General features: G+C 46.3%; 13 protein-coding genes. 5 read left to right on the forward strand and 8 right to left on the reverse strand.

Annotation, left to right across the window (positions count from 1 at the left end):
- Positions 1 to 31 precede the first annotated feature (31 nt).
- On the forward strand, positions 32 to 346 hold the full coding sequence (locus ACRRSY_RS04945) for a RidA family protein (protein ID WP_432464457.1): 315 nt from the start codon (positions 32 to 34) through the stop codon (positions 344 to 346).
- A gap of 65 nt (positions 347 to 411) precedes the next feature.
- On the opposite strand, the gene ACRRSY_RS04950 is transcribed toward ACRRSY_RS04945, so the two are convergent.
- Positions 412 to 582 (reverse strand): hypothetical protein, encoded by a 171-nt coding sequence (locus ACRRSY_RS04950; protein ID WP_432454264.1) that lies wholly within the window; start codon positions 580 to 582, stop codon positions 412 to 414.
- A 214-nt stretch (positions 583 to 796) separates the two neighbouring features.
- On the opposite strand from ACRRSY_RS04950, the gene ACRRSY_RS04955 reads away from it, so the two are divergent.
- From ACRRSY_RS04955 to ACRRSY_RS04970, 4 genes are all read left to right on the forward strand, one after another.
- Positions 797 to 2,038: an imelysin family protein gene (locus tag ACRRSY_RS04955; RefSeq protein ID WP_432464458.1), complete on the forward strand. Its 1,242-nt coding sequence runs from the start codon at positions 797 to 799 to the stop codon at positions 2,036 to 2,038.
- An 83-nt stretch (positions 2,039 to 2,121) separates the two neighbouring features.
- On the forward strand, positions 2,122 to 3,519 hold the full coding sequence (locus ACRRSY_RS04960) for a di-heme oxidoredictase family protein (RefSeq protein ID WP_432454262.1): 1,398 nt from the start codon (positions 2,122 to 2,124) through the stop codon (positions 3,517 to 3,519).
- 9 nt (positions 3,520 to 3,528) lie between these two features.
- On the forward strand, positions 3,529 to 4,512 hold the full coding sequence (locus tag ACRRSY_RS04965; RefSeq protein ID WP_432461059.1) for an imelysin family protein: 984 nt from the start codon (positions 3,529 to 3,531) through the stop codon (positions 4,510 to 4,512).
- Positions 4,499 to 5,626 carry a DUF1513 domain-containing protein gene (locus ACRRSY_RS04970; RefSeq protein WP_432464459.1) on the forward strand — a complete coding sequence of 376 codons (1,128 nt, stop codon included), beginning with the start codon at positions 4,499 to 4,501 and terminating at the stop codon, positions 5,624 to 5,626. The genes ACRRSY_RS04965 and ACRRSY_RS04970 overlap by 14 nt, the downstream gene beginning before the upstream one ends.
- 35 nt (positions 5,627 to 5,661) lie before the next feature.
- Here the strand turns inward: ACRRSY_RS04970 and ACRRSY_RS04975 are convergent, their stop codons facing one another.
- The 7 genes from ACRRSY_RS04975 to ACRRSY_RS05005 all read right to left on the reverse strand — a co-directional run bounded on the left by ACRRSY_RS04975 (position 5,662) and on the right by ACRRSY_RS05005 (position 12,399).
- Positions 5,662 to 6,567 carry a DMT family transporter gene (locus tag ACRRSY_RS04975; protein ID WP_432464460.1) on the reverse strand — a complete coding sequence of 302 codons (906 nt, stop codon included), beginning with the start codon at positions 6,565 to 6,567 and terminating at the stop codon, positions 5,662 to 5,664.
- A gap of 229 nt (positions 6,568 to 6,796) precedes the next feature.
- Positions 6,797 to 7,435 carry a GTP cyclohydrolase II gene (locus ACRRSY_RS04980; RefSeq protein ID WP_432464461.1) on the reverse strand — a complete coding sequence of 213 codons (639 nt, stop codon included), beginning with the start codon at positions 7,433 to 7,435 and terminating at the stop codon, positions 6,797 to 6,799.
- Between the two features lie 240 nt (positions 7,436 to 7,675).
- Positions 7,676 to 8,539: a virulence protein gene (locus ACRRSY_RS04985; RefSeq protein ID WP_432464462.1), complete on the reverse strand. Its 864-nt coding sequence runs from the start codon at positions 8,537 to 8,539 to the stop codon at positions 7,676 to 7,678.
- A gap of 427 nt (positions 8,540 to 8,966) precedes the next feature.
- Positions 8,967 to 9,467, reverse strand: a complete 501-nt coding sequence (locus ACRRSY_RS04990; protein WP_432464463.1) for a GNAT family N-acetyltransferase — start codon at positions 9,465 to 9,467, stop codon at positions 8,967 to 8,969.
- A gap of 544 nt (positions 9,468 to 10,011) precedes the next feature.
- A complete protein-coding gene (locus ACRRSY_RS04995) occupies positions 10,012 to 10,167 on the reverse strand; it encodes a hypothetical protein (RefSeq protein ID WP_432464464.1) in 156 nt (51 codons plus the stop codon).
- Positions 10,168 to 10,218: 51 nt separating this feature from the next.
- Positions 10,219 to 11,088: a hypothetical protein gene (locus ACRRSY_RS05000; RefSeq protein ID WP_432464465.1), complete on the reverse strand. Its 870-nt coding sequence runs from the start codon at positions 11,086 to 11,088 to the stop codon at positions 10,219 to 10,221.
- Positions 11,089 to 11,619: 531 nt separating this feature from the next.
- Entirely contained in the window at positions 11,620 to 12,399 is a 780-nt protein-coding gene (locus tag ACRRSY_RS05005) for a heme ABC transporter ATP-binding protein (protein WP_432454252.1), read from the reverse strand.
- Between the last annotated feature and the right edge of the window lie 3 nt (positions 12,400 to 12,402).

The following is a 12,402-nucleotide window of genomic DNA, read 5'->3' on the forward strand; positions in this document are numbered from 1 at the left end:
GTCTATTCAACACTTTGAAAGTAAAGCCTGAATGAGCCGAGCTGTGGTTCACCATAATACCGTATACTTATGTGGCCAAGTGGCTAAAGACACAGCCCATGGTATTGCCGAGCAAACGCGTACCACGATTGAAAAAGTGGAACAACTGCTGGCAAGCGTTGGTTCCGATAAGTCGAAGCTATTAAGCGTGACTATTTATTTGCGCAGCATGGATGATTTTGTAGAAATGAACAAAGTGTGGGATGCATGGGTTAGTGATGTGACGCCGCCCGCTCGGGCTTGCGTGCAAGCACATATGGCTCGACAAGAAATTTTAGTTGAGATGTCGGTCACGGCAGCTGTCTAAGGCAGTAAATGCTTGATGAACGAATAAGGCGGCTGGTTGTTGCACCTTTCCAAGGCTGATATTGCTTACTGAATACTGTCTAATACTTGCGCAAATTTAACGGGTATATAGCTACGTTCTTTTAAGTTATATACACTATTTAATGAACAATTGGCCTTCATTGCGAATACCGATGGCGGTATTCCCTTTTTGCGTAAAGCCTTCCAAAACTGTTTCCCATTCACGGTGCTAAGCATGATTTAATCCTCAAGTGAGTTGTAAAACAAACTGACGGCGAGCATTTAACAAAAATTATGTGACAGGCAAATGACATTTTGTAAGTTATTAAATGTCAGTGTATTAGGTTTCCTGTTGTGTCCTTGTTACAAAAGGTCAAATTTTTGTTTACTTAAAAGCATGCCTCAAAGATAATGATAACAATTATCATATAGATTATCGAAAGGGATGACGATGCACGTATTTAAAATTGCCTTAGGGTCAGCGGCCTTGCTGACCACTAGTGTGTATGCTCAAGTAACACAAACAGAGGTTGTCGCAGATTATGCGGCATTGGCGCATGCTGTATATAGTGATGCACATAGCAGTGCTTTAAGGCTGCAAGAGACGACTCAGGCACTTATCCAAGCGCCTTCAGCTCAGCATTTACTGGCCGCAAAGCAAGCTTGGAAAGTCGCCCGTCGTTTTTATCAGCAAAGTGAAGTGTTTCGTTTTGGTAATCCAATCGTTGATGATTGGGAAGGTCAATTAAATGCTTGGCCCTTGGATGAAGGCCTGATCGATTATGTGGCGAGTGATTACCAATATGAACTTGGTAACCCTGGTGCGACTGCAAATATTATTGCCAGTACCACTCTTCAGGTAGGCGAGCAAGCAATTGATTTAACGAATATTACCCCAGAATTATTGGCTTCACTGAATGAGCTTGCTGGCTCCGAAGCGAATGTCGCAACTGGTTATCATGCGATTGAATTCTTATTATGGGGGCAAGATTTGCATGGTACAGAGCCCGGCGCAGGAGAGCGATCTTATACTGATTATGCCAAGGGTGAAGCTTGTACTCATGGTCACTGTGAACGCAGGGGCGATTACCTAGCGGCGGTGAGTGAGTTACTGGTGAGTGATTTAGCTTGGATGAGTCAGCAGTGGGCTAAAGGCGGTGATTACCAAACGCAACTCATGGCCGAACCGAGTGAACAGGCCTTGCGCCGAATGATGTTTGGCATGGGTAGCTTATCTTTGGGCGAACTTGCTGGCGAACGGATGAAAGTCGCTTTAGAAGCCAATTCCACCGAAGATGAGCACGATTGCTTTAGTGACAATACCCATAACTCTCATTACTACAATAACCGTGGCATCAGCAATGTCTATTTCGCTGAGTTTCAGCGTTTAGATGGGTCGCGCTTTAGCGGTGCCAGCTTGGCGCAATTGGTGGCGCAACAAGCCCCGAAAGTTGCCGAGCATAACCGTTACTCATTTGCTCAATCAATGGCGCAAACGGCTAAGTTAGTAGAAAGTGCCGAAACTAATGGGGTTCACTTTGACCAACTCATTGCGGCTGACAACCTGCAAGGTCATGCTCTGATTAATGGTGCCATTATGGCTTTAGTAGAGCAAACCCGAGCCATTGAAGCCAGTGCCAAAGTGCTCGGTATCGAAAACTTGAATCCTGATACCGCTGATCACGAATTCTAAAAATAACAGGTAAACCATATGAGGGAGCTATAGCTCCCTTTTGTGCTTTCAAAAATAATTATTCATCTTGGGAGAGAGTCAGCGTGAAAGTCACGATGATAAAGTTGATGGCTGTAGCGTTGCTGTTAAGCAACGCGAGTTGGGCCAATGATAAAAAACCGGGTGGGGGGACCACCGTGGGGCGAGTGGACGAGAATGCTTTTTCCTTGCCAGCAGCCAATTTAGATTTTGAAGGTCGCTTAAATTTCAGTACCGGGAATAGTTTCTTTCGTAATCCGTGGGTAGTTGCACCAGCAACCACGATTGCCAGAGATGGCCTCGGCCCCTTGTTTAATACCAATGCTTGCCAAAACTGTCACCTAAAAGATGGTCGTGGACATCCCGCTGAAGTTGGCGACGACAATGCGGTATCGATGCTGGTGCGGATCAGTATTCCGGCGGTGAGCGAGCAACAAAAGGCCCAACAACAGCATGACGGCGTGGTACCGGAACCGACTTATGGGGGGCAAATTCAAGATCAAGCGATTGCGGGTGTCGCGCCCGAAGCCCGGGTGCGTTTTCGTTATACCGATAAACCGTTTCAGTTTGCCGATGGGAGCCAGTTGACGCTGCGAGAGCCGCACTTGCAGGTGGATCAACTCGGTTATGGACCGATGCACCCCGATACCATGTTTTCGCCACGGGTGGCTTCGCCGATGATCGGCCTTGGTTTGCTGGAAAGTATTAGCGAGCAAGATATTTTGGCTAATGCTGATCCAGATGACCGCGATCATGATGGGATCCGTGGACTGGCGAATCGAGTATGGGATCAACAAACACAGCAATTCACTTTGGGGCGTTTTGGTTGGAAGGCCGGGCAACCTAGCTTAATGCAGCAGAATGCGGCGGCCTTTAATGGTGATATTGGCATTACCAGTTTGTTATTTAGCAAAGATCACTGTACCGGGCCTCAAACGGCTTGTTTAGCGGCGACTTCTGGGGTCGATCCCGATGGTTCGGAGGTGAGTGATAAGCTGCTTGGTTTTGTTGAATTTTATTCGCGTCACCTTGGTGTTCCTCGACGCCGTGATTATAACGATCCGCAGGTGAAACAGGGTGATCAATTGTTTACTCAATTGGCTTGTGATAGTTGTCATCGACGCAGCTATACTACGGCTAAACGCCCGCATTTACCGGCTTTAAGTGAGCAGCGAATTTATCCTTATACTGATATGTTGCTGCATGATATGGGCAGTGAGTTAGCTGATGGTCGGCCGGAATATTTAGCCAATGGCCAGCAATGGCGTACGCCGCCATTGTGGGGGATCGGTTTAACCAAGGTGGTGAATGGTCATAGTCAATTTCTGCATGATGGTCGGGCGCGCAATGTTACCGAAGCGATTATTTGGCATGGCGGAGAAGCCAAACCTGCTCGACAGGCCTTTGCTGGTTTAAGTCAAAGCGAACGAGAGGCTCTGGTCGCTTTTGTTAATTCCTTATAGGAAGTTGTCATGAATATTTATTTTTTACGAGTACTGACGTTTAGCCTATTGGGATTGCTGGGGTTGACGTCGGTGCAGGCGGATAATAACCCACGAAGCCTTTGGTTGAAGCAGGAGCAACAGTATATCAGCGGTTTAGGGGGGCAGTTACTTGAGGCTGCGCAGGCTTATCAACAGCAAGTTGCAAGCTATTGTGCTGCGCCTAGTGCCGCTGCTTTAGCCGCCAGTCAGCAAGCTTGGCAAGCTAATTATCAGGCTTATTTACCCCTGCAGGCCAGTGCCTTAGGGCCGCTGCTGGACTTAAAATTAAATTGGGCGATTAGTTACTGGCCAGATAAAAAAGACACCACGGGACGCAAGGTAAAGGCAGCATTAAGTGTGGCCGAACCCAAGCTCAGTACCACGCATAGTAATTTGCGCAGCCAAGCGTATTTATTATTTAGTGAATTGACGGCCAAACAGCGTTGCGATGTCTTATCGTCCCAGTTCAGTCGGTATTTACCCGTGGTGACGCTCGTGAGTAAAGGCCTGCAAAGCCTTGCAATACATCAAGACCAAGCGCCGCTCTTTCCACAGTTAAGCAGCGATCTACTGAACAGCTATCGTTTACAAAGTAGTATTATGCTGCGCAAGTACCGTGCGCTTTATTCCGAGAAACATCAACGCTTGCGACCTTATCAAGGAGAAGCGTGGCGCGCTAATATCAGCCTGCACTTACTCAACCAACAACTCGCTTTATTACAGCAACGTTATACGAAATATTTGGCAGTTTATCTGCAACAGCTTGAGCCCACGCTTGCCAAGCAGGTTTCGCAACAGTTTGCGGCGGTGTTGGCCAGCATGCCTCAACAAGAGCCGTTAGCAGAGCAAAGCGATTTAAGTGCTTGGCAGCAGGCTGAACCACAACTGGCACGCTTGGATAGTTTGTTTATGGAACAGATCCCGCAAGCCTTGTCGATTGATTTAGGGTTTAATAATAATGATGGCGACTAAATTAAATCGCCGTCAGTTATTGGTGCGGCTCGGTTGTTTAAGCCTGGGTTGTGGTTGGTTTCGTCCCGGGCTTGCGGCTAAATTATTACTTGAAGCAGACGATGCTCAAGCGAGCAACATGTTGCTCTTGGGCTGCTCCAAGCAAGAGCTGGAGTATCAATTGAGCGCGGTAACGCTTGATGGGGCAGTGCAATATCAAATCCCTTTGGCCGCGCGAGGCCATGAGGTGGCCGTGGCAAAACCGGAGTTTGATTTGGCGGCTTGTGTCGCGCGCCGCCCGGGGAAATTCATCGTGCTATTTAATCCTCGTCACGGTGAAATTCTCGATACTCTGCAGCCACCTATGGGCATGCATTTTTATGGGCATGCGAGTTTCTCTGAAGATGCTTTGCGCATGTTTGTTACCGCGGGCGAGCAGGATAGCAGTGAAGGTTATGTGCTGGTTTATTCACGCTCCGACTCGGCAACGGCTTGGCAGCTAAGTGCCCGTTGGCCGCTTGGCGGCTTGGGTCCCCATCAGTTATTGGTATTACCTGGGCAACGTTTAGTGGTGGCTGTGGGGGGGATCCATACTCGAGGCCGTGAAAAGCTTAACCTTGCGACGATGCGTCCGTCCTTGATTTATCTCAACAGCCTTAATGGTGAGCATTTAATGCGTCGAAGCCTCGCTGATCATCAGCTTAGTATTCGTCATTTGGCTTACTCAGCGCATAGCGATACCCTATGGTTGGCTTGTCAGGGGCAAGATCCAGAGGCTGAAATTAGTTCTCTTGTGTACTCTCATCATGGTGAGGGGCCGCTGGTGGCTCTGGATCCCGATGCTGATTATTGGGGCTTATTCGATCGCTATGTTGGCAGTATTGCCTGTAGTCAGGGAGAAGTTTTAGCCAGTTCTCCTCGGGGGGCCAAATTGGGAGTGTGGTCGGAGGCGCAAGGCGAGTTGAGTCACTTAGTGCAAATGGATGATGTTTGTGGTTTGGCTGGTGGCGAAACGACTTGGGTAGCAAGCACTGGGCAAGGCCAATTACTCGGGCAACGAGGCTCTGGGGAAGATTGGCGGGCACAAAGCCCGCTGCAATGGGATAACCACCTTAATCTAATCGCCTTACCCTAAGTCACAGTGCTTTGTCGTGGCTCAGCGCTGTATTGCTAGTTGGCGAGCGGTGGTTGAGCACGACGGCGAAACGGATTGCCCTTGGTAAATACAATCAGATTCCCAATTAATACGGTGGCGACTCCCAGCAAGGCTAGTGGTGTCCATTGGTAGCTTTCGAACAGGGTCGATAGGCCTAAGGCAACCACAGGAAACAGCACCGTAGTGTAGGCGGCTTTTTGTGGGCCTAAGCGCCCCACCAAGATCAGGTAGAAGCTAAAACCTAACACCGACCCCACTAAGGCAAGGTAGAATAAGCTACTCAAATACTTCACAGAGCTAGTGAGATGAAAACCTTGGCCGCTGAGCAGGCACCACAATAGCAGGAAGCTTGCGCCATAGGCCATGCCATAGGCATTGACTGACAACACCGGCAAGCCTTGCTTTTGCTGTTTTGCTGAAAGCACATTGCCTAAAGAGAAGCAGTAAGTGCCCGCCAATGCCATCAAAAGCCCAAGCACTTGCTCACCCAAGCCTTCACTTTGTTGTAGATTAGGGTAAAACAATAACACGATACCACTAATCCCAATGGCTCCGCCCACTAATAGTCTTAGACTCGGACGTTGTTTATAGAACAGCCAACTGTTGCCCATATTCATGATGGTGGCGATGGAAAATATAATCGAGATCAGTCCACTGGGGATGTATTGTGCGGCATGATAAAACAGCATGAAATTACAGCTAAATAGACACAGGCCTAATAGTAAGCAACTGAAGTGCTGTTTTGGATTGAGCTTTTGTAAGCGTCCGCTGAGGCGTAAAAAAATCATTAATATTAACGCGGCGATAGCAAATCGATACATGATGGAATTAGCGATGGGCACATTGCCAATTTGATAGGCTATCGCTAACCAAGTTGTCCCCCAGATCCCTACGGTTGCTACATAAATAAGAGCAATCATTTAAGCTTTCCTTGCGCGGCCATCGATACCCAATTAAAGAGTTCTATGATGCTGGAGTCGTCAGGCCGATGATTACAGATCTTTGCGCAATTTTAGGTGTTTTTATCGAATCTTGCGCATTTTACAAAAAGAGCAGCCGCCTCGCGGTTTGTATTGTGGCGGTGAAGTGCCGCTCAGGGCACTCTTCGCTTGGACTGTTTTGTTCGTTACTCGGTAGGGACTGAGTGGTTTACTCAGAAGACAGCAGATCTTTACTGAGTTTGAGTCGATGTTTACCGCGGGTGGCTTTGGTTACTAGGTAATAATGGTTGTCGACTTTACGATAGACCCCTGTGCTTTCCATTTCGCTGACGATAATGCCATTTTCTTCGAGGGCAGTTTGTTTACGTGGGTTGTTGCTGAGTAGCTTCAGCTGTTTCACTCCCATCGCTTTAAGCATTTGAGCTGCTTCGCCAAAGTCTCGCAAGTCGTCATCAAAGCCCAATTGATTATTAGCGCTATAGGTGTCGATACCCTTAATTTGCAGCTGATAGGCATCCAGCTTGTTGTATAAACCGATCCCACGGCCTTCTTGGCGCATATACAGGATAATGCCACCTTGCTCGGCCATTTTTTCGATGGCTTCATTGAGCTGTTCACCGCAATCACACCGTGAAGAACCAAATACATCGCCGGTTAAGCATTCAGAATGGATCCTCACTAGAGGGTTTTGTTGTTGGCTGTCGGCATTTTTGAAGACCAGTGCGACATGTTCTTTATCACTACTCAGATCTCTAAATGACAGCATTTCGGCAGGAATATCGCTGCGGCGTCCAACTTGAAAGGGGACTCGGGTGCGAATACGGCTGGTGTTTTCTGCTGGCTTCATCAATGCGCTCCATTACAACGGCGATGGCGAAGTGTATAAATTCATTCTAGCAAATGCAAAGCCTTCCTCAGCGTAAAATTTACTGGTTGTGGTTCAGCTATCCTAAAAACCTGATGGAGATGACAATCAAAAGCATTTTCACCATCCCTCTTACAGAAACGTAAATTGATTTTTGGGGGGGCTAAACTTGAACGACTCAGCTTTTTAAGGTGAATGATTTAAGTGAAGATTCCAGCTAAATTAAAAACGGTAGCCTAGGTTTAACATAAGGCTGGTACGTTGGCCCATTCCTAGTTCTAGTAGTGCCGCCAGTCGGTCGGTGAGAGAGACTTGAGCGCCTAATAGTGCATTCCATTGTGTTTTTAATCGCTGATTTACATCAAACCTCGTATTACTCGGAAATTGCGGAGGGAGAGCGATCCCGAGTTCGGATATATCACCATGAAAACTTTGCTCTAAGTTTTGGTACATCATTCCCCCCCACAGTTGAATGCTGTGGCCGCTGACTTCCCAGCGATAGCCAAGGCGAGGGCTAATGACGAGCGTATTGACTTCTCCATTCAGAATATCGAGATCGGTGCGGCTATAGTTAATGTCGAATACACTAAACCAGTTGCCAATTCCCGCGACAAGGGTACTACCGACGCCATAGGTAAGGCCTTTAAACTCGAGGTCTATTTGAAAAGGACTTAATAAAGGCTGACCAGCGAAGTTGATTTGTGCGTCGCTAATGCTGCTACCTTTGGTATAGCCGAGTAGCCCGTAAACATTTAAAAAGGGGCTGAGCCAGAGATCGGCTTTAAAACTCAATGTTTCGGAATCTTGCACTGCATCACTGGTTTCAATATCAATTAAGGGCTCTAGTGCTCCTAAGCCTGAGAAAGAAATGTTATCGCTCGTTAAAGATTGCGACATTCCTAGGTAATTTAGGCTGAAGCCATAGGGTCTCGGCAAGCTTTGGTTGCGCTGTTTTGCCTGCTCTGCCCCCATAGGAAAATAGGATTTATCTTCAGAATCGAAGTTATCTTCGACGACCGCCTCGGCGAAGAAGGGGGAATAAAAAGCGATAAATAGGCTTGCTTTCAGCCACTGAAGCTTAGTCATGAAATCCTTCTTTCGGTGATTACAGTGAATATTTTTAGGGGCGTTAAAGCCACCTTACTATTGAGCGAAGAGTTACATCCGGATGTTACTAGGAGGGATGCTACAGCCGAACAAGCTTTGTCGTAAGTCTATCGACCGTGTTTATCATTTTGCCGTGGATTCTATTGAAAGTATTCAATTAAAACAAGCCATCTTTGGCCTTGAGCTGCTTGCTTAATCTCAATCTGTGCTTATGATGGGAAAATTCCCTAAGGTTAACGGCTTATCGCAGGAGGCTTGATGGGCTATTCATGCTTTTATCAACAAAATCAACAGGTTCATGTTATCAAACGGCTGAGCAAAACTCGGACAGTGCTGTATAACCGTGTTAACTTGAACCAGCTGTTAGGTTTTGTGCTGTGGTCGGGTCGTGAATCGTCATCACGCCTTAGCTGGCAATGACACCATGGTCTGGTCGTATTCTGGACATGATGTGCATATCGATATAGCGACCCGATTTAAAGGTACTTAGCCTTTTTGTTCCTTCTATTTCAAAGCCGACCCGTTTATAAAGTGATATCGCCGCTGAGTTGTCAATATGTACTTCCAACTCTAAACGAACGAGGTTAAGCCAATTATCCGCTTGGTTTATCGCTTCTTGTAATAGTGCTTTGCCAATACCTTTGCCGTGAGCGTCGGGGTGTACTGCAATTGCAATCCCTGCACAGTGTCTATCTCGAATTTTGTTGGTTAAGAAAAGCGTTATGTGGCCTACAACTTTGCCGTTACTCTCAGCTACTAAGGTGTATTGCTCTAGATTATCAAATAAATTAGCCACAATATCAGAGCTAAGAAAAGGTAACTGAGAGGTATTTTCAGAAACTGATGAAAAGCTATAGATATCAAATAAATCGGTATTATCTGATCGTTCCAAGCGCCTGATTTTCATTGTTCAATTCACTCCTGATTAAAATCTATGGTGAGTACATTATGCGACTGAGCTAGAAGTGTATCGTAAATCTGGGGAAGTCCAAATAGCTTACTATGTCCGTTGGATTGCTTATGCATCGCTTATCTAAAGCCCCACAGGGCGCAGTAATTGAATTGATTATTTGCTAAAAGCAGGTCAAAGTATCGCTGTGAAAACCGCTATCCTTCGTGAAGCAATAATCAGGATGGTCAATTCCAAGCTGGTTGTTTCCTTATTAACTTACTCATTCAAATCAAATTTTTCTAAATTAGTCACTTCTCTAGAGATTGTTGCGTTAGCGGACCAATTTGCAGATTTAGTGCTCTAGATTTTAAATATCACTGGTAATCACGTCCTAAAAATTCTGATGTTTGTTGCGCATCCACTGTGTCAATTAACCGTCCCAAGTAAAGCGTCAATCACTTTGGACTGACGCTTTACCTAAGCTTAGGTAACTGAGCAAATCGATTGTGAACCCGGAAGGTTTAATGTTTATCGAGCCAACGGTTTTGGTTTTTTAGACTTAAATAACGACCGGGAATCTGTACTGGGGGTGACGCATAATTTGTGGCTGATAATTAAATACCGTGCCACTTTGTTGCTCGGTGAGCACTTGCTCAGGAGAGCCACGAGTCACTGCGCTTGATGTCTGGTTATCGGCAAATTTATTCTGCGTCATAAGTTGCTCATATAATAAATCAGATTGGTATAAGTTGTGAGCAGCGTTCGCTTACTCAAGACGATAGAACCATTTTGCATCAATCGCATTGAATTTCTCACTGTTCAATGGGTTTTTAATATGGATGGCGGTTCGCGTTGCAAGCTGAGCTTTGCCGAGACCCTCCTTCATAAATGGATGGTTGCTCATTAGTCGCTGATAACTCCCTTGCGAGTAGGCGTTTTCTAAGCCCTTGATGATGTCGGCATAGAGTTCGGTGTTTTCTTTATTGACATAAAAGAAATGCCCCGATGGATAGACCAGCACCAGGCTATTCTCAATCACCAGATTTGGCAGTTTTGCTTTGTAGAACCGGAGGAATCCGTAGATTTCTCCCGCCCCTAATGGAAAGAAATCAAACCGTTCTCTATCAAGCATTTTAAGTAAGTTCTCGATCTTGGACGAGGTCATTACCTGCAAACCTGCGCTTTTTAAAATGGCCACATCTGGCCAAGCTCTTCCCTGACCCGCAGTTTTGCTCTGAAGTTGTTGTAAAGTTTTAATCTTGGCAAAATCTTCAACTTGATTTTGGTGGATAATAAACAGTCGCCACCCCAGCAGTCCGCCATCGAGGGGAATGGGAACCATGTTGAACTGTTCTTCCAGCGAACTATCGGCAGCGTTGTCTGCGGCAGAGAGTTTACCCTCGCTCAACAGGCTAAAAGCCCGCTCTGTGTTGACAGCTAAGGGATAGAGTTGCAGCTGATATGGTTTTCCACTGTTCTTGAGCGCTAAGGCCATCATTTGATAGCCAAAACTGGCTTCCTCAAGTCCATCAATATTTGGATACATAACGATAGTCTTGGCTGAGCCATCGCTGAATATACTGCTAAATCCGAATATGAGGCAAACAGATAAAAGCAGAATGGATAATCGTTTCATAAGTTCTCCTTTGAGCAACGTTACAACGTTCTACAAAAGAGGGGCCTTTCTCCCGGCGGCGCTCACTTTCAGGGGGAGTCCAGCTTGCTGTAAAGCCTGAACATCATGCTCCTCAAGTCCTGTGTTTGTTATAGGCCAGTCAGACAAAAGTCTCCTGTTAGCTGTAAAGCACCATGCTCTAAGTTCAACACGTTTATACATATAAATTTAGCACATTTATCCTAGACTGAGGCTGATTCAGCATCATTTTGGTGTTATTTATGGCTTGGATAATTGGCGTCAAAACAATAAATGCTTAACCTGAATTAGGTGGTCAATTAATCGCCCATGATACTGTTATTTTTATTACGCTTCAGATTGCTAAAATTAGATAAATATCTTTTATTTCTGTGTGTTACCCGTGATTGATGTTTTGAGTATCAGTCGCAGGGCACTGAACGCTTCGTTTAGTTAAGGGGGGAACAGGCTTATTGCAAGCCTGCTGAGGAAGTACACAGAGGGGGGATGACCGATAGTCTGAGCGACTACAGTTTAAATGATCACCGGAAAGCCATATTTGGGGTGGCGCATAATTTGTGGCTGATAATTAAATACCGTGCCAATTTGTTGCTCGGTGAGCACTTGCTCAGGAGAGCCATCGCCACATATTTCACCTTGCTTTAATAATACGATTCGCTCGCAGTAACGTGAGGCAAGATTGAGATCGTGCACCACACTGATCACCGTGGCACCTTGCTGGCTTAGTTTTGAGGCATGTTGCATCAAGGCTTGCTGGTGGTTTAAATCTAAGGCGCTGGTGGGTTCGTCTAAGAGTAAGATTTGTTGTTCTATTGGAGTGTCGGCGAGTTGCGCAGTGACGCGAGCATAGTGAACCCGCTGTTTTTCACCGCCCGATAGTTGCGGGTAGGGCGTATCGCGATAGTGCCAAATGTCCATCAATTCCAGTTGTTGTTCAACGATTTGTAGCTGCTGCTGGTGGCTTAATTTACTGTTGATTAAGCCGAGACTAACTACCTCGCTAACGCTAAAGGCAAAGCTTAAGGCTGAACTTTGCGGGAGTACCGCGAGATGGCGGCTTAATTCTGTGCGTCGCCAGTGTTTACGTTGGCGTTGTAAAATACTGAGTATGCCGGTGGGGGCTTCAAGATCGCCAGAAATGAGCTTGAGTAGTGAGCTTTTACCTGCCCCATTAGAGCCCAACAAGGCGGTATGTTGGGCTGGATAAAACGCCAGTGATAGGTCTTTAAAGAGTTGCTTTTTACCCAGAGTGAGACCGATGTTGCTGAGCTGTACGGTAGTTGAAAGAGTCATAGT

It is taken from the genome of Agarivorans sp. QJM3NY_33 (assembly GCF_050870865.2).
GTDB lineage: Bacteria > Pseudomonadota > Gammaproteobacteria > Enterobacterales > Celerinatantimonadaceae > Agarivorans.